At 39.5% G+C, this 17,088-nt stretch carries 18 protein-coding genes and 11 tRNA genes; 22 read left to right on the top strand and 7 right to left on the bottom strand.

The window, feature by feature from the left end; translation table 11 throughout:
* The first annotated feature begins 14 nt into the window (after positions 1-14).
* The 11 genes from AC2VNP_RS05665 (at position 15) to AC2VNP_RS05715 (ending at position 1,303) form a co-directional block, all read left to right on the top strand.
* Positions 15-91, top strand: a tRNA-Met gene (locus AC2VNP_RS05665).
* A 77-nt stretch (positions 92-168) separates the two neighbouring features.
* Positions 169-244 (top strand) — tRNA-Asp (locus tag AC2VNP_RS05670).
* 142 nt (positions 245-386) lie between these two features.
* A tRNA-Phe gene (locus AC2VNP_RS05675) sits at positions 387-462 on the top strand.
* Positions 463-467: 5 nt separating this feature from the next.
* Positions 468-543 (top strand) — tRNA-Thr (locus AC2VNP_RS05680).
* A gap of 82 nt (positions 544-625) precedes the next feature.
* Positions 626-710, top strand: a tRNA-Tyr gene (locus AC2VNP_RS05685).
* A 15-nt stretch (positions 711-725) separates the two neighbouring features.
* Positions 726-799 (top strand) — tRNA-Trp (locus AC2VNP_RS05690).
* Positions 800-815: 16 nt separating this feature from the next.
* Positions 816-890, top strand: a tRNA-Gln gene (locus AC2VNP_RS05695).
* Positions 891-893: 3 nt separating this feature from the next.
* Positions 894-968 (top strand) — tRNA-Gly (locus AC2VNP_RS05700).
* Between the two features lie 8 nt (positions 969-976).
* A tRNA-Cys gene (locus AC2VNP_RS05705) sits at positions 977-1,051 on the top strand.
* A 30-nt stretch (positions 1,052-1,081) separates the two neighbouring features.
* Positions 1,082-1,170 (top strand) — tRNA-Leu (locus AC2VNP_RS05710).
* Positions 1,171-1,218: 48 nt separating this feature from the next.
* Positions 1,219-1,303, top strand: a tRNA-Leu gene (locus tag AC2VNP_RS05715).
* A 213-nt stretch (positions 1,304-1,516) separates the two neighbouring features.
* Here the strand turns inward: AC2VNP_RS05715 and AC2VNP_RS05720 are convergent.
* Complete coding sequence (locus tag AC2VNP_RS05720; RefSeq protein ID WP_486916420.1) at positions 1,517-2,404, bottom strand: hypothetical protein; 888 nt, start codon at positions 2,402-2,404, stop codon at positions 1,517-1,519.
* A gap of 398 nt (positions 2,405-2,802) precedes the next feature.
* On the opposite strand from AC2VNP_RS05720, the gene AC2VNP_RS05725 reads away from it, so the two are divergent.
* The 3 genes from AC2VNP_RS05725 (at position 2,803) to AC2VNP_RS05735 (ending at position 3,527) form a co-directional block, all read left to right on the top strand.
* Positions 2,803-3,009 carry a DUF1659 domain-containing protein gene (locus AC2VNP_RS05725; protein WP_486916421.1) on the top strand — a complete coding sequence of 69 codons (207 nt, stop codon included), beginning with the start codon at positions 2,803-2,805 and terminating at the stop codon, positions 3,007-3,009.
* Between the two features lie 38 nt (positions 3,010-3,047).
* A complete protein-coding gene (locus tag AC2VNP_RS05730; protein ID WP_486916422.1) occupies positions 3,048-3,263 on the top strand; it encodes a DUF2922 domain-containing protein in 216 nt (71 codons plus the stop codon).
* Positions 3,264-3,380: 117 nt separating this feature from the next.
* Complete coding sequence (locus AC2VNP_RS05735; RefSeq protein ID WP_486916423.1) at positions 3,381-3,527, top strand: YvrJ family protein; 147 nt, start codon at positions 3,381-3,383, stop codon at positions 3,525-3,527.
* 172 nt (positions 3,528-3,699) lie between these two features.
* On the opposite strand, the gene AC2VNP_RS05740 is transcribed toward AC2VNP_RS05735, so the two are convergent.
* Both AC2VNP_RS05740 and AC2VNP_RS05745 read right to left on the bottom strand, forming a co-directional pair.
* Positions 3,700-4,227: a DUF6241 domain-containing protein gene (locus tag AC2VNP_RS05740; protein WP_486916424.1), complete on the bottom strand. Its 528-nt coding sequence runs from the start codon at positions 4,225-4,227 to the stop codon at positions 3,700-3,702.
* Between the two features lie 666 nt (positions 4,228-4,893).
* Complete coding sequence (locus AC2VNP_RS05745; protein WP_486916425.1) at positions 4,894-5,478, bottom strand: TetR/AcrR family transcriptional regulator; 585 nt, start codon at positions 5,476-5,478, stop codon at positions 4,894-4,896.
* A 169-nt stretch (positions 5,479-5,647) separates the two neighbouring features.
* Between AC2VNP_RS05745 and AC2VNP_RS05750 the strand changes: the two genes are divergently transcribed.
* Both AC2VNP_RS05750 and AC2VNP_RS05755 read left to right on the top strand, forming a co-directional pair.
* Positions 5,648-6,562: an ABC transporter ATP-binding protein gene (locus AC2VNP_RS05750; protein WP_486916426.1), complete on the top strand. Its 915-nt coding sequence runs from the start codon at positions 5,648-5,650 to the stop codon at positions 6,560-6,562.
* Positions 6,563-6,564: 2 nt separating this feature from the next.
* Positions 6,565-8,169, top strand: a complete 1,605-nt coding sequence (locus AC2VNP_RS05755) for an ABC transporter permease (protein WP_486916427.1) — start codon at positions 6,565-6,567, stop codon at positions 8,167-8,169.
* Positions 8,170-8,534: 365 nt separating this feature from the next.
* Here AC2VNP_RS05755 and AC2VNP_RS05760 read toward each other — a convergent pair whose 3' ends face one another.
* Both AC2VNP_RS05760 and AC2VNP_RS05765 read right to left on the bottom strand, forming a co-directional pair.
* Entirely contained in the window at positions 8,535-8,690 is a 156-nt protein-coding gene (locus tag AC2VNP_RS05760) for a hypothetical protein (RefSeq protein WP_486916428.1), read from the bottom strand.
* 179 nt (positions 8,691-8,869) lie between these two features.
* Positions 8,870-9,817, bottom strand: a complete 948-nt coding sequence (locus tag AC2VNP_RS05765; RefSeq protein ID WP_486916429.1) for a LysM peptidoglycan-binding domain-containing protein — start codon at positions 9,815-9,817, stop codon at positions 8,870-8,872.
* A gap of 337 nt (positions 9,818-10,154) precedes the next feature.
* Between AC2VNP_RS05765 and AC2VNP_RS05770 the strand changes: the two genes are divergently transcribed.
* The gene (locus AC2VNP_RS05770) at positions 10,155-11,261 is read left to right on the top strand and encodes an alpha/beta fold hydrolase (RefSeq protein WP_486916430.1); all 1,107 of its coding nucleotides are present in this window, start codon (positions 10,155-10,157) and stop codon (positions 11,259-11,261) included.
* A 118-nt stretch (positions 11,262-11,379) separates the two neighbouring features.
* Here AC2VNP_RS05770 and AC2VNP_RS05775 read toward each other — a convergent pair whose 3' ends face one another.
* A complete protein-coding gene (locus AC2VNP_RS05775; protein WP_486916431.1) occupies positions 11,380-11,820 on the bottom strand; it encodes a Dps family protein in 441 nt (146 codons plus the stop codon).
* A 99-nt stretch (positions 11,821-11,919) separates the two neighbouring features.
* Entirely contained in the window at positions 11,920-12,588 is a 669-nt protein-coding gene (locus tag AC2VNP_RS05780; protein WP_486916467.1) for a B3/B4 domain-containing protein, read from the bottom strand.
* An 86-nt stretch (positions 12,589-12,674) separates the two neighbouring features.
* Here AC2VNP_RS05780 and queG point away from each other — a divergent pair, with 86 nt between their 5' ends.
* The 5 genes from queG (at position 12,675) to AC2VNP_RS05805 (ending at position 17,051) form a co-directional block, all read left to right on the top strand.
* Positions 12,675-13,814, top strand: coding sequence for a tRNA epoxyqueuosine(34) reductase QueG (gene queG / locus AC2VNP_RS05785; protein WP_486916432.1), 1,140 nt, complete (start codon positions 12,675-12,677; stop codon positions 13,812-13,814).
* 69 nt (positions 13,815-13,883) lie between these two features.
* On the top strand, positions 13,884-14,414 hold the full coding sequence (locus tag AC2VNP_RS05790) for a methylated-DNA--[protein]-cysteine S-methyltransferase (protein WP_486916433.1): 531 nt from the start codon (positions 13,884-13,886) through the stop codon (positions 14,412-14,414).
* 411 nt (positions 14,415-14,825) lie between these two features.
* Complete coding sequence (locus AC2VNP_RS05795) at positions 14,826-15,728, top strand: amidase domain-containing protein (RefSeq protein ID WP_486916434.1); 903 nt, start codon at positions 14,826-14,828, stop codon at positions 15,726-15,728.
* A gap of 189 nt (positions 15,729-15,917) precedes the next feature.
* Positions 15,918-16,391, top strand: coding sequence for a tRNA (uridine(34)/cytosine(34)/5-carboxymethylaminomethyluridine(34)-2'-O)-methyltransferase TrmL (gene trmL / locus AC2VNP_RS05800; RefSeq protein ID WP_486916435.1), 474 nt, complete (start codon positions 15,918-15,920; stop codon positions 16,389-16,391).
* 354 nt (positions 16,392-16,745) lie between these two features.
* Positions 16,746-17,051: an antibiotic biosynthesis monooxygenase family protein gene (locus AC2VNP_RS05805; RefSeq protein WP_486916436.1), complete on the top strand. Its 306-nt coding sequence runs from the start codon at positions 16,746-16,748 to the stop codon at positions 17,049-17,051.
* Positions 17,052-17,088 lie beyond the last annotated feature (37 nt).

The raw sequence follows: 17,088 nt of genomic DNA on the forward strand, positions 1-17,088 counted from the left end.
TAAAATTATATTATCGCGGGGTGGAGCAGTCTGGTAGCTCGTCGGGCTCATAACCCGAAGGTCATAGGTTCAAATCCTATCCCCGCAACCAAAAAAAATTATCGCATCTACTTCGAATTACTACTAGGAAGATAATATAAGTAGTGCTTGAAGAGTGCAACTAAAAGTGGTCCCGTGGTGTAGCGGTTAACATGCCTGCCTGTCACGCAGGAGATCGCGGGTTCGATTCCCGTCGGGACCGCCATTATTATTTTCATATTAGAGGGTTGAGAGAAGCAAGAAGTTTGAGGAAACAACTGAACGAACGCCGGATTGTATTTTGATACATGAGGACGTGAGTGAAGGAAGTTGACGAAGAAATTCGAAGCTTATCACAGACCGAATTAGGCTCGGTAGCTCAGTCGGTAGAGCAATGGACTGAAAATCCATGTGTCGGCGGTTCGATTCCGTCCCGAGCCACCATTTTTGCCGGTGTAGCTCAATTGGTAGAGCAACTGACTTGTAATCAGTAGGTTGGGGGTTCAAGTCCTCTCGCCGGCACCAGCAGTTTTATAGAATAACATTAAAATAAATCACTTTAGATGTAGAGTGACATATGATATAATAAGTAACATTAAAGAATGTTGGAGGGGTAGCGAAGTGGCTAAACGCGGCGGACTGTAAATCCGCTCCCTGAGGGTTCGGCGGTTCGAATCCGTCCCCCTCCACCATTAATCGTAAATTGTAGGGGCATAGTTTAAAGGTAGAACTACGGTCTCCAAAACCGTCAGTGTGGGTTCGATTCCTACTGCCCCTGCCATTTAAAAATTTACTATTGGGCTATAGCCAAGCGGTAAGGCAACGGACTTTGACTCCGTCATGCGTAGGTTCGAATCCTGCTAGCCCAGCCATTTGCGGAAGTAGTTCAGTGGTAGAACATCACCTTGCCAAGGTGAGGGTCGCGGGTTCGAGTCCCGTCTTCCGCTCCAGAATATATGGCGGCATAGCCAAGTGGTAAGGCCAAGGTCTGCAAAACCTTTATTCACCGGTTCGAATCCGGTTGCCGCCTCCAACTTAAATACTTATAGTCCTTTATACCCTTGCCGGGGTGGTGGAATTGGCAGACACACAGGACTTAAAATCCTGCGGTAGGTGACTACCGTGCCGGTTCAAGTCCGGCCCTCGGCACCATTTTAAATTTACCATGCACAGTTTGACTGTGTTTTTTTATTACTATATGCCGGTGTGGCGGAATTGGCAGACGCGCACGACTCAAAATCGTGTTCCTTCTGGAGTGTCGGTTCGACCCCGACCACCGGTACCATTACATAACAAGTAATCTTTAATATCAACGTTTCTTACAAATGTAAGGAGCGTTTTTTATTTGATTGTAAATGAGTAAATGAGGCTATGGAAAGTGCAAACTGCGTCATCAGAAAGAGAGTACCCACTTTTTTTAGGAAAACCCATTCTGTAGCTTTGAAATGATTTGAAAGAGATCTAGCTTGTCTGCAATACTCTAACTCCAAAACACAGATTATCCCTTCAACCACTGCCCCCAGTGAGAATGTTCAGCAACGATCTTCCTTTTCTCCACAGTCAGTAGGTTCGCCATAGTCCCATAAAAATAAGGCATAAAGCTAGTTTTGATTCGTTTTTGCTTATAGCGATAAACGGTTTGTTTGAATGCGTGCACAATGGTCGGTAGCATTAAATCGATCGACATGGTGATCGGAAACTTTGCGGATCGGTAGGCGATTTGGGCACGATTCCATAGCCCGCATATTTCCGTTGCTCGGCTAAAGAATGGTTTTACAGCTTTGATGAATAGCGTTGGCACATGATCGGGAATGAACGAATGGTCTAGTTCGCTTATGTCAATGTGATCTATTTTTTTGACCTGTTCCTGACGAAGATCTTTATCTTTTAATGTTTTTGTTTCAACTAAATGAGTTTCCGATTGATTTTTGTGCTCATTCGCCTTTGGTGGTTGGCGCTTTTTGTCGTTTTTGCGCGACGTCAATTGTTCCTGGTTGGGCGTGTCAAATCGGTTAAAAATATACACGCTGTGGGCATACCCACCCGTTTCGCGTACAGTATGAATAATGGAGATGATGCCTAACGATTTTGCTTTTCTAAGCATTCGTTCAAAGGTTGACCTGGAAATGCCGCCTTTGATATCTTGGCAGGCTTGTACTAGTTTACAGATGCGTGCATTACAAACACCGAGTACTTTCACACTAAAACGAGTAAGAACGTCAAATGCAATTCTTTCACCTTTTGTAAAGTGGTGTCCGTGGATGTCTAATGCCATTTTATTAGATTTGTTGAATGCCTCTAGTTTTGCAAACTGACTATATGATCTATATTGCTCAATTCGACCTGATTTCATTTTAAAATCCCCCTCTTCGTATCGTTCCGTCAATAGGTATATACAGAGTTCGAGAGGAAAACGGTGAGTCAATTTGAATTTTTTTTGTAAAGTTTGGATTTATGCTCTTGTTGATTTTAAGCCGGTTGTGGTTATACAGTCTTCGAACAAAACTCATTGTTTTGTTCCCATATGATTGTTTAATAGTTAATGTGATAGGTAGGGGGAAGTGCAGAAGTTTCTCAATTAACGGAATAGCCTTGCCGCTTTTAACCTACTATATGTTTCGATAAAAAGGATTTGGCAACGTACGATCGATATCAAATCAGAATTTTTTTTGGTTTTGGTAGATGAATAGAATGAAAGATCTGATGTACTTAAAAAAATATAGTTCTTCCTTGACCGTTTTCATCCGCATCTCCATATATACATAGTGAAAGGGGGTGAAAAGAATGCTTTCGAATTCGCGTTTAGTTATTGTGTTTGAGTCGGGTTACAACCAAATTGGTGAACCGATCTTAAAAACGAAGAGCTTCAATAATATAAAAACAGCTGCAACGAACGAACAGTTAAAAGCTGTTGCTGATGCGTTAATTCCACTTCAAGGATGGACGCCTTATCATGTGGACCGTGCTAACACGTATGCGCTAGATCTTTAATTTAATGTAATACCAATGAATAGAAAGGAGGGGCTGAAATGACGAAGAAACTTGAATTAGTCTTTGAAAACGAATTAGCAAAAACCGTTACGATTTCTTTGGACAACCCTGTTTATCCAGTGGATACCGCTGCGATTAGTGCAGCGATGGATGAGATTATAGCTCAGAACGCTTTTACATCGTCTGGCGGTAACCTGTTAGCGAAAAAAAGTGCGCGTGTAGTCGATCGCACAGTTGAAACGATTGAATTTTAATTGATGATGGTTTGGAAGGGAGGAGGCCTGGCCTTTTCTCTTTTTTAATTTGAGATGTCTAGATGTTCTGCTAAACGGGTGCTTAACGCTTTTCCTAGACGAAAGGAGGTTCTAACGATGGAGATGTGGAGGTCGCTTTTGAGTGAGTTTGGTTTCCCTGTCATGGTGACGCTCTACTTGCTGCACCGAGTTGAAAAGCAGCTAGACGCGGTCAACCAGTCAATCCAACGACTACTCGAAAGCCAAGCACCGCTTCATTACTAATGAAGCTCATGTCAAAAGAAAAGTAGTTTGTAAAAGGGAGAACTATCTTGATTGGAAACCTGCCCCGGCTTGTACTGGTTAGTGTACTGGGGGGCAGGTACCGTTGTTCTGAATAATAAGAATGGAAGTAAAGAAACCCCATCAGCTTATTCAGCTTATGGGGTTAACCGTGCTATTCAAAATGCTTCCTAATATACTCGGCTTCTTCTTCTGGAGTTAACAGTCTGGTTGCTTCTCCAACCGTACCCCCTTGTAACCGCCAAATTCGGTTATGATCTTCATCGGCTTGGCTGAAGTCTCCCTTTTGCCATCTTTCGAGAATATCCAAATAAGTTCTACTATAGGTGTAATTGTTTGCTTCAACAACCTCTATTAACCTTTCAATTCTCTCCTGAGTAATTTGCATATGGCCCCATTTTTGGCTGGCGGCTACTTTCTGGTGAGACATATGATGAATGGAATTTTGTACCGCAACTTCTGATAAGTCTAAAGGAAACTCTTCCTTCACTTCTTCTGCAGTTGGAACATTTCCTATGATCGGTTCTTCCTCATTATCAGTTACTACTTGCTCGCTTGTTCCACTCGTTTCGGCTGTTCCCAGCTCATTCAGAGTTTCATTAGTAGACAAGGTATTAAAAGCGTAGATGACGACAGCGATAATTAGTGCGATTGCAATGAAAAGAATACGACTCATTTTCATAAGTTCATCTTCCCCCTTTGGACAATTTATTTTTACTTAAACTTAAGTTCTAATCAAACTTTAGGATAGAAGGATAGGAGTCTTAAAAAAGAACCTATCAAACTCAAACTAAATAAACAAATAGTCAGCCTCATATTTATAGACGTAGGATAAATAAAATAGAGGCTCAAAATATCAAAAAACTTAATATTCTTTTCTGTTGGTGATTAACCAGTAGGGCCGGGAGCAGAATTGCGGGAGTGGTCAGGGCCCTGACCACAGCTAGTGATAGACCGATGCCCAACATCATCATCCCTAGGGAAAGTTAGCGGACTCCAGGGCCCTTATTGGTGTCAATTTCGATGTTTCCTACACTTTAGGGGACTGAGAAGCCCTTATTACCCCAAAAAGCAGTCTTTTACACAAGAAATACGACGAATAACGGCCTCTCAGTCCGCAAACAATGATAAAATGATAGATTTTGATGAAATAAGGGCCTGTGAGTCCGCAAAAAATCCAAAAAACAAATAGGAGCTAGCCTTCGCTGAAGTAGTTTTAAAAAGCTGAAAAAGCTTGCTATTGCCTGGCAGTCTTTTTTGTGGGCATACCGCGGTCAGGTGTTTGCCCTCACTTGAGGAAAGAAGAGCTGATCGCAATGACGGGGGCGGATAGCCGTCAGGTCCTACTCTAATCCTTTTTCCCACAGATCCCGTAAAAAAAGATATTCGTAATGTCCTCGGTAATTGGAAGGATCTTTTGGTACACCTCTTCTTTTTGCACATAGTCTTTTAACATATTGATATAAAATAAAACCGCTTCCGCAGATAAGTCCTGATTTACAAATCCTTGTTGTTTCCCATCTTCAATCAATTTCGTAAAGTATGGAATTGTTTTTTCGATATAGACCTTCTCAATGTAATTCCCCTCTGCTGTATATTGTTTCATCATAAACTCATAAAACTCTTCATGAATTTGAGTGGCAGCCTCTTTTTTCGCAAAGATCATTTTTTGAATTTTTTCCGGAAAAGGTAAGTCACTAAAGATAACTTCTTCAAAATCATTGGCAGCTTTGTCCACATAATAAATAAAGACATCATGAATTAAATTGTGCTTACTTTCAAAGTAGTTATAAATCGTAACTTGTGATACGTTTGCTTTTTTGGCAATTTCTGAAATCGATACTTTTTGGATTCCGTATTCCGTAAATAGGGATAGTGCCGTTTCTAGAATATTCTTCTTCTTTTGTTCTCTGCGTCGTTGAAAACCGTCCATTTTTGTCACCTCAATTCAAGTTTAATAAAATTTTTGTAACAAAACAAACAATAAATTTCATAATTTCGTGTTGTCATGCATTAAATTTATATATATTATGAACTATATAAGTTAAAAAATTTCAAAACTAAATAAAGATTTTTATCCTTAAGACAGGGGGAGCATCGCCATGACGATATTAAAAACAACGAATTTAACGAAGAAGTTTGGAAGCTTTAAAGCGCTAGATGGTGTAAATTTGGAAGTGAATAAAGGTGAGATATATGGATTTATTGGTCCGAATGGAGCCGGCAAGTCTACTGCGATTCGCGTCTTGCTTGGCATTTTGAAAGCTACTGAAGGAGAAGCGAAGATTTTTGGGATGGATGCATGGAAAGATGCAGTAGAAATTCATAAGAAAGTTGCCTATGTACCGGGGGATGTGAACTTATGGCCGAACCTTACCGGGGGCGAAGTTATTGATTTATTCATGAAGCTTAGAGGAGCAACTAACAAGGCTAGACGAGAGGAACTTATTGAAATTTTCAAATTAGATCCAACGAAAAAGTGCAGAACATATTCAAAAGGAAATCGGCAGAAAGTGGCTTTAGTTGCGGCTTTTGCTTCGGATGCTGACCTGTATATCTTTGATGAGCCGACATCTGGACTCGACCCGTTAATGGAGAGACTTTTTCAAGAGCAAGTAAATGAGGCAAAACAACAAGGAAAAAGTGTCTTACTTTCAAGTCATATCTTATCTGAAGTCGAAAAATTATGTGATAAAGTCGGTATCATCCGTGAAGGAACAATCATTGAGACTGGAACGTTAAACGAACTTCGTCACTTAACAAGAACGAACTTACTTGTGGAAACGAAACAGCCGATTTTATCTATCAATGAATTAAAAGGTGTTCATGATGTGGAAACCGTAGGAAATGCTCTTTCGTTCCAAGTCGATGGGGAAGAGCTAGATGCTGTGATGAAACATGTGAGTCAGTTTGGTCTGATTAAATTAGAAAGTTCACCACCGACGCTTGAAGATTTATTTATGCGTCACTATGAAGGTACCGGGCACACCTCAACTAATGGGGTGGGAGGTGAATAAGTATGTGGAAAAATTTATATAATCAAACAGGAGTGTTGGCTCGCCTGATCATTAAGCGGGACCGGGTGCGGCTGCCTGTCTGGTTACTTTCCATTAGTTTGATGAATGTAATCATCGCTTCATCTTATACGGGTTTATATCAAACCGAACAAGAGCGGCAAGCGATAGCAGAAACAATGAAAAATCCGGCAATGATCGCCATGGTCGGACCTGGTTATGGATTAGACAATTACACAGCAGGAGCTATGTTCGCCCACCAAATGCTGTTATTTACAGCTATTGTTGTAGCGATCATGAGTATTTTACTTGTTACTCGCCATACCCGTGCGGATGAAGAAGAGGGGAGAATAGAGCTAGTTCGTTCCCTTCCAGTCGGTAAATTATCGAATATTACGTCTTCCGTACTTGTCATGATTGGTGCGAATGTTCTTTTAGCATTGATTACAGGTTTAGGACTGTATGCATTGCAAATAGAAAGTATGGATTTACAAGGATCCCTTTTATACGGGGCAGCTATCGGAGCAACGGGTATCTTTTTTACTAGTGTTACGGGTTTGTTTGCACAGCTGTCAGAAAACTCTAGAGGGACGATTGGACTTTCGTTTGCGGTATTAGGTGGAGCTTATTTAATTCGGGCCGTTGGAGATGTAAGTAATGAAATGCTTTCATGGTTTTCACCGCTTGGATGGGTTGTAGGAACACAAGCATACGTTACTAATTACTGGTGGCCAGTTATTTTGACGATTTGTGCAGCGATTGTACTGTTGGCTATAACGTTCTATTTAAATACGATTCGTGATTTAGGAGCTGGGTTCTTACAGGCTAGACCGGGTAAAAAACATGCATCGCGTTTCCTTCAAAGCCCATTTGGCTTAGCTTTTCGATTGCAACGGACAGGAATTATTGCCTGGGCGATTGGGATGTTCATTTTAGGAGCTTCTTATGGGTCGGTGTTAGGGGATTTGGAGTATTTTTTTGATAGTAATGAAATGATGGCGGAATTTTTAGCTCCTGTCGAAGGCTTTTCTTTAGTTGAACAATTTTTACCGATGCTTATGTTAGTAATCTCAATCATCTGTACGGTTCCTGCGCTTCTTTTCGTTCTCAAACTTAAAAATGAAGAAAAAAAGAATATGACGGAACATTTATTAGCAAGAGCTGTATCACGAACAAAACTGATGGGAAGCTATCTCTTGGTTTCCATTATCTTTGGGGCAACCGTCTTCGTTCTAGCAATAGTCGGACTTTGGTCTGCCGCAGTTTCAGTAATGGAAGAAGCGATTTTATTTTCTTCAATAGTAAAAGCCGGCATGGTTTATTTTCCAGCTATGTTTGTGTTGGTAGGTTTAGCGGTATTTCTAATGGGATATCTTCCAAGGCTGACTAGTCTAACTTGGTTGTATTTAGGATATTCTTTCTTTGTTGTCTATTTAGGTGGATTACTTCAACTTCCAACGTGGATGGAGAAGGTTTCCCCATTTGCGCACGTTCCACAATTCCCAGTAGAAGAGGTGACGGCATTACCGATCCTTATTTTAATAAGTATTGCTGGTGTTCTTTTGTTCATAGGGTTTCTGGGATATAACAAGCGGGATATAGAAGGGTAACGATATAAAGATGAGTCTCTCGTTAACAGAATTTTGTTAACGGGGGACTTTTTCTTTTACTAAAATTTAAATGAAAAAGCGCATTATTTGCGCTTCTGCCACCACGTGGACTCCCCTAATAGACCTTTATAGATGGGTTTCTCTTTATGTTGCAACTCACTTTTAGGCAGACAGTCAGGACATACTTTCTTAGTATCCTCTTTTGATGGAGTCAATAAATCTCTCCCGCATTGACTGCAAAAAAAGGGTGAATTCATCATACGTTTCACCTCACCAGCCTTTCTTATTTAAATCATAGATACGCTTGTAGAATGGAAGAAAGAACACCTAGTTTTTTGTATTTCGGTGATGTCTAGCTCCAGGCGCTATCGGCTCGAGGTCGCTTCGGTCCACCAAGCGTGTCTAAAGAGCAAGACACGTATTGTTGGCCCTCCAGCGCTTGTCACCGATAAGCAGGCGCCTTCCGCTTTTCGGTGATGTCTAGCTCCAGGCGCCATCGGCTCGAGGTCATTTCGGTCCATCAAACGTGTCTAAAGAGCAAGACACGTATTGTTGGCCCTCCAGTGCTTGTCGCCGATAAGCAGGCGCTTTCCGCTTTTCTTATCAGTATATGCAGAGGAAGAGAGAATGGTTTTAATCATGAGGGCTCTAGAAAAATAGAAAACTACCATACCGCTTTTCGATATGGCAGTTCATCATCTTATTTAAAAACTTTTACGTTTACTTCTTTTACACCCCAATTGATGGCGTCTTGCTTGTTCGGTATGAAGATATCAATTTTGTTTCCTTGAATGGCACCGCCTGTGTCACCAGCTATCGCATGTCCATAGCCTTCGACGTAAACTTTTGAGCCTAATGGGATAACGCTAGGGTCAACTGAGATTACTTTTTTATCCGGATTATCTTTTAAGTTAATTCCAGTTGAAGTAATTCCAGAGCAACCTTCACAAGATGCAGTGTATGCAGTAGCTGTCATCGTTAGTTCCATCGCTACATTATCATTTGAAGTGGGCTCAGAAGCTGCGTCTTCTTTTATCGCTTCTTCTGTATTAGGTTTTTCTTTAATAGGCTCTTCCTTGATAGTTTCTTCTTTAGTTGACTCTTCTTTGATAGGCTCGTCTGAGACTGCTTCCTCCTGTACTGGCTTGTCCGGTACTGAAGGCGCTTCTTCTACTTCTTCCTGCTTCACATCTGAAGAAGGATTTACTTCTGTATTGCTTGGTACTTCAGTATCAGTAACACTAGCAATTCCTTTTGATTGAGCTGCTGGTTGAGGATTTCCTTTTAAATAAACGGTTAATGTATCACCGGCTAAGATAAAATGAGGATCATTAATCTGATTCCAGTCCTGTAACGCTCTCCAAGAAATATTGTCATACTGAAGGGCAATTTCTGATAAAGTATCACCTTTTTGAATGTGATATTCTTCAGTAAGCGCTACTTTTAAACGCTCTTCTGGATGAATGATATGATTGGTAAGTCCATTCCACTCTTTCAAATCTTCTACTAATATATCATTAGCGTTTGCGATTCCCCATAATGTATCCCCTTTTTGAACGGTAACTTCCTTAGCAGATGTGTGTGACCCTAAACTAAATGTCCCGTAAATTGCAGCAACGGTTACTAAAGAAACGATCCTTTTTTTCATAGACTACCTCCAAAATTTAATGTTTCTCTCTAATTGGTTTTTATGATAGCACAAGAAATTCTGAGACAAAGAACAAGCCCATAACAATTGGTTTACACACATAACACTGTTATGTACAAACTATTACATGATACTGAATTCTCCTCAAAAATAATGAAAGGTTGTGAGAAATTAATGAATTCAATACATAATCTACGGTTTGTCCTAATCATATAACTGTGGAATAACGTAACTTCAGTGAATATATATTAAAGTCCTGAATTTTTTTTCTTTAGATTATTAAAATTCTAAAGGCGAGTAAGGTAGAAGACAAATTTTGAAAATTGGGGAGATTATCTTGGAGACTATAATTATGCTTGGTATATTGCTTGTACTGTTGTTGGTAGCCGTTTTTGGCTATAGATTTTTTATTCAAAGAAAAATCATCAAAAAGAGTAAAAGGTTGATAAAGAATGGCGGTATAAGCCAGGTTGAAAAGTTATATATTGGCGGCATTAGGCAGTATATCTTAATTGAAGGTAAAAGCAAGGACTTGCCGATTTGTTTATTTTTACATGGGGGACCTGGGGTGCCTTTTCCTTTTGGTGTAAGCTCTAGATGCTTATTCCCAGAAATCACGGAGCACTATTTAGCTGTTTATTATGACCAGCGCGGTGCAGGAAAGAGCTATTCAAAAGCAATCGATCCTAAATCAATGAAGATTGAACAATTTATTAATGATATTCATGAGCTTGTGGATTATTTAAGAGAGAAGTTTCAACAGGATCAGGTGATGTTAGTTGGCATGTCATGGGGGACTATACTTGGAACAGAGTTAATCAGACGCTATCCCAAAAAATTTTCCACTTACGTTGGCATTTCTCAAGTTGTTAATGAAACAGAATCACAAAAATTAGCGAAGACATGGTTGGCAGAGAAAGCAAAGCGCACTGGAGATCAGCGAGCACTTCATGTACTAAAAGACCTTGGGGAACCGCCCTACGTCGGAAAAAAGGATGAGCGACTCGATAAGCTGATTTCTAAGTATAAAGGAGATCTATATGAAGATCGAAGTACAAAAAAGCCAAACCTTTTACGATTAGTTAGAGGGGCGTTTATATCCCCGGATTATACACTGCCTGATCTTTGGAAGGCGCTGATAACTGGGGCAAAGTTCAGCTTAATGGAAAGTAAGGATTTACAAACGGAAATAGCAAACACCAATTATTTAGAGACGATTTCTAATATTGAGATTCCGATTTGCATAATTCAAGGCAAACATGATAAAACGACGAACTATGAACTAGCCAAACAATTTTTCAGCTGTATTGCAGCTCCAAAAGGGAAGGAGTTTATCACTCTAGAGCAATCGGCTCATTATCCGAATGAGGCTGATTTTAATGTAATTCTTCATAAGCTAGTGGAACTAGCAATTTCAAAAGATAAGACCAATTTACCTAACTGAACAGAGCAACCTATTAGAACTGTAAACTGCTTCTCCAGCGATAGTAGGTGAATAAAGCGAACAATAAAAAAGAATCTGGGTCTCAAAATTGAGACCAGATTCTTAATCAATTGGCATATTATTTTAAGAAAGAGCGTAACATCCAATTATGCTTTTCTAATGATTGGTGAATAGCTAGAAGCATATCCGCTGTTGTTTCGTCACCGAGAGTATCAGCGGCCTCCATACCTTCTTTTAATTCATCAATAAGTGTATCAAAATCTTGGATGATTGTGGATACCATATCGTCAGCTGTTTCATTGCCTGTTGCTTCAGAAACAGATGCTGTTTCTAAATATTCTTTCATTGTTGCTACAGGATGTCCTTTAAGTGCTAATAATCGTTCTGCTAGTTCATCAATATGTAAAGCGGCTTCGTTGTAGAATTCCTCGAATTTGTCGTGTAATGTGAAAAACTGTGGCCCCTTCACATACCAGTGGTAATTGTGAAGTTTAACGAATAATACACTCCAGTTAGCTATTTGTTTGTTTAAAATGGCTGATACTTTTTCTTGAGTCATGATTAGATCACCCTTTCAATTTTCATCACACCTTACTAATTCCCATCTTAACGAAGAAATAAACCAGATTCTATATTGTTTTCGTGAATTATTTTCCAATTATGTGACGATTGAGTAGTGATAGTTCCCACCATGGACTTGAGTGAACATCTTACCGACAGATTGAAGTAATTGTTCACATTCTTCATCGTCCATTGATGGTTGGAGGTAGATCAGGTGAAGTGCTTTAGTAGTTGTCTCAGTAACAGCCGATCGTTTAGAATCAACGATTGGACTTCCGAAAGGACCTTTTTCATCAGCGGACAGCAGTTTCCCTTCCATGTTGTTTTCACGTCCGTTAATTCCTAAATAACGATCCTCTTTTGTTCCGAGGCGTATCAATACTTCCCCCTCTAATTGTTGTAAATCATAAATACCAAAAGGAATTTGATGACGGATCGAGAGAAAATTATTTATATCTACCGCAGAATTAATGGATGGTAAAAACTCGGACTTTTTAATTCTTTTAAGAAGTGCTTCTGATGACGGCCGATATCTTCCAGGGTCAATCGCAAGCAATTTAAACGTACTTCTCCATTCAGCGATACCTGGATAACTCATTAAGTCATTACTTTCAAGTTGCAGAGCTAACTCTTCTTGGTAAAACCGAATTCTTCCTTTTAACATTTGTGGTGATTCAGAAATGACGATTGATGGATATGTAATAACCCCGATCTTGAATCGAGGTACTAGTCTTTTAACTTCCTCGTCTATTGTAAGCCGAACCATATCTTCCAAAAAAACACCTCTTTATTTTTTGTTTTCATTTAGTGTAGCATATAATGGATGTAACTTTGAAAGAAAGGGTTTTTTTCATGGCATATGCCCAGTTAAAAGAAGAAATTATTGCATATAGTAAAAGTATTGATATAGATAAAATTGGCTTCACCAGTGCTGATCCATTTTTAACATTAAAAGAAAGACTAACGATCCATCGTGAATTAGGTTATGAATCTGGATTTGAAGAACCTGATTTAGAAAAACGAGTTGAACCGAAGAAGATTACACCAGAAGCTAGGTCAATTATTTCAATTGCCTTAGCATATCCTTCAAAAATGAAAAATCCTCCGAAAAGCACGAAAGGAGAACGAAGAGGTATTTTTTGCAGAGCATCGTGGGGGAAAGATTATCATCATATTTTAAAAGAGAAACTTCGACTCTTAGAAAAATTTATAGTAGAAAAGGTACCAGACGCTCACATTATTTCCATGGTAGATACCGGAGAACTTTCAGATCGAGCAGTGGCTGAAAGAGCGGGTATTGGTTGGAGTGGTAAAAATTGTGCCATTATTACACCTGAATTTGGTTCTTACGTGTATCTGGGAGAATTAGTCACCTCGATACCGTTTCAGCCCGATGAACCGCTCGAAGAACAATGTGGTTCGTGCAGGCGCTGTATAGATGCCTGTCCAACAGGTGCACTTGTTCAAGGGGGCCAGCTGGATTCTCAAAAGTGTATAGCTTACCTGACCCAAACAAAAGACTTTTTACCGGAACGGTTTCGTACGAAATTAGGGAATCGTTTATATGGATGCGATACGTGCCAGCAAGTTTGTCCAGAAAATAAGGGGAAAGATTTTCATATTCACGAAGAAATGGAACCTGATCCAGAACTAGCAAAGCCGCTTCTAATGCCATTGTTATCAATGAGCAATCGACAATTTAAAGAGCGATTTGGTCATGTTTCAGGAGCTTGGAGAGGAAAAAAGCCAATCCAAAGAAATGCAATTATTGCCTTAGCACATTTCAAAGAAAAGGAAGCTATTGAGCCATTAACAGAGCTTATGACTAAAGACCCTCGTCCTGTTATACGAGGCACTGCCGCCTGGGCACTAGCTGTAATTGGTGGGAAATCTGTAGAAAAACAGTTGAAACAAGCGAAAGACCGAGAAAAAGACGCGGATGTAGTAGAAGAGATAAATAGAGGGCTGAATATCATCGCTGAGGGCCTCTAACGTCCGTGGAAAAGATATTGTTTATTCAGTAAGATAGGTACAAGACTGGAGTTGGAAGGAAGGGATAACATGTCGGCTCAGTCAACGGTTTATTTTGATGAAATGAATAGTCCAATTGGGGCGCTAACAATTTCGGCAACTGAACGAGGCGTATGCCATATCCACTTTGGTACAGTGGATTTTAGTTTACCGACATTAAAAGCGTGGTTGAAAAAGCAAGGAATTAAAGGAGAACTTGTACAAAACAAAGAGAAAATTTCTCCTATTATTGAGCAACTCAGTGAGTATTTTGTTGGAGAACGTCATGACTTTGAACTTCCTATTGATCTTTATGGAACAGGTTTTCAAAAGAAAGTTTGGGAAGCGCTACGGAACATAGGTTATGGAGAGACACGATCATATAAGCAAATTGCACAAGAAATTGGAGCTCCTAAAGCGGTAAGAGCGATCGGTGGAGCGAACAACCAAAACCCTATTCCCATTATCATTCCATGTCACCGTGTGATCGGAAGTAATGGTGCCATGGTAGGTTACGGCGGAGGACTAGACAAAAAAGAAATCCTCCTCCAGATGGAAGGTGCAATTGAAAAAATTTCATAAACATTCAATTGGAGCAGGATCGTTTTCCTGCTCTATTTTTTTTTTGAGGGAGGGATAAGCTTTTGATTATCCCAGATATTTGCATAAGCGCGCCAATCAGGAGTAACGGTTTATGGATTACCTAAATAATTTCCAAACCGCACACAGGAGTATTGTTTAACCATAAACCTAAATATCCCCACCAACATATATCAATCGGTACAGTGGATTGCAGTAAAAATATAAAATTAGCACAATTGGTTACAAGGCATTCAATAAGACTAACTGGGACTTCGGCAAGTCCTGCTCCTTGCAATATAGCTAACATAAAGTCACATACAGAGAAGTTCCTCGTTCCAAGTGTTCTTACTGTTCCCTTAAGTGAATATGGATCTTTTGTAGGGAAAAAAGAAAAAAGGAGGGCCTCTCCTAATGATGGATCAGTTTGAACAATTGAAACGGTTAATTGAAAATAGAAATGATATGTATGTAGAAAATGTTCGGAACGACGATGATGTACTCATTTCAGAGGGTGAAAAAAAATGTTTAGAGCGAAAATTAGCAAGTCTGCAATCGAGAAACAGTGAACTTGTAAACTCCACAGTAAACGCACAAATATTAGGGCAGCGGAAGTACGATGGTGAAACGAAGGTAGAATATGTTCTGCACCTTCAACAATCGATTAAGCAACGAAGAAATTTTTATATAGAAGAATCCATTCAACACCGACAAGCTACGTTTTATCGAAATGAACTGGTTGATGACGTTGAACTGAAAGCACAATACCATGAAGAAGAAGTACCACCGAACCGTGAATGGATGCGGAGTCTGGAGGAGTCAGAAGAACGTTGGTCTTATGATCGTAGAGAAGCCGTTCGTTATGCAGAAAGATGGTGGAACGATTACAATCCCGCCTATCGCAGGTTTGAAGATAATTGTACGAATTTCATCTCCCAATGTCTAAGAGCAGGCGGTGCACCGATGATTGGTCATCCAAATCGTTCTAATGGCTGGTGGTATCGGAATAATAATTGGAGTTATAGTTGGTCTGTTGCTCATTCAATGCGCTGGCATTTAAGTGGAGCAAAGTCTGGGGTAAGGGGAAAGGAAATGTCATCTGCTAGTGAGTTGTCGCCAGGAGATGTGATTTGTTATGATTTTGATGGAAACGGGAGATGGCAGCATACTACAATAGTCGTTGCTAAAGACGAGAACGGGGAACCTTTGGTCAATGCGCAAACAACAAATAGTCGGATGCGCTATTGGAAATACGAAGACTCAACGGCTTGGACGCCTAATATCAAATATAAGTATTTTAAAATTACTGACTCATGAAAAAGATGGGGTGCCTAATACTAAGTATTAAGGCATCCTTTTTTTAACGGTACTAGTAGGGGGAAAAAAGATGTCAAATTAGTTTTAGTAAAAGATAGGATAGATGACATTGTAAGGGTGGATGCTTTTCTTCAGAACAACAAGTGGTATAATAATTCGTAGCAAATTAAATAAAGAGGTGTACATAGCGTGGGACTACATATTGTATTATATCAACCTGAAATTCCTGCAAACACAGGGAATATTGCGAGAACGTGTGCAGGGACGAATACATCCTTACACTTAATTCGACCACTAGGTTTCTCGACAGATGATAAAATGTTAAAAAGAGCAGGCTGTGATTACTGGCCGAACGTTAAAATTAATTATTATGACTCGCTAGAAGAGTTGTTTACTAAGTATGAAGAGGGTCTGTTCTATTTTATCGAAACAGTGGGGACAAAAAATTATAGTGAATTTGATTATAGTGATGAAAACAAGGAAATCTTTTTTGTCTTTGGGCGAGAAACAACAGGGTTGCCTAAAGAATTGATAGAAGAGCGAGAAGAGAATTGTTTAAGGATACCGCAGACTGACAAAATACGCTCTTTAAACCTTTCAAACACAGCGGCGATCGTAATTTATGAAGCGATCCGCCAACAAGGATTTCGTGGGTTAGTATAACTAAAAGGGAATATAAAATTTATTGGTATAAAATAGACCTATCCTCAAAGAGAATAGGTCTATTTCAATAAGTATTAATTTTTGTGAGGCTTTTCTTCATACCCAGCAGTGAAGATAGCTACAAGAAATGCTACACAAACACCAAGAATAAGTAATAATCCCATAATAGGTTTTCCTCCTTAAAAGCAATCAATCCTATCTTCTTATTATAATGTAACATAATCGCAATGTGAATGTATGTGTGGAAGTTTTCTTTTACATAAATATGATTTTTCTATGAATAGTCCATTAATTTCTATAAGTACCATACTTTTGTGTATAATAGGGAGAGAAAAAGTAATGGAGGGATTTGTAATGTACGTAGTAATGAATGAGCTTCATATACCAAAAGAAGCAAAGCAACACATATCTGAGCGTTTTGGAAAAAGTTCAGAAAACATGAAAAATGTTCCTGGTTGTTTAGAATTTTTATTTCTAGATAACGAAGCTGAGGACGGCAAACAGGTCGTTTTTACAAAATGGGAATCGAAAGAGGACTATGAGGCTTGGTTACATAGTGATGCATTTAAACGTGCGCATCAAGAAAAGCGTGAGTCAAAAGAAAAAGGACCAGCTACAGGAAACGAACTTAACGCTTATCGTGTGATTCATCATACGTAAAATTACCCTAGCTAGTTCTGTTATCTAATCTTCATTT

It is taken from the genome of Alkalihalobacterium sp. TH-98 (assembly GCF_057473385.1).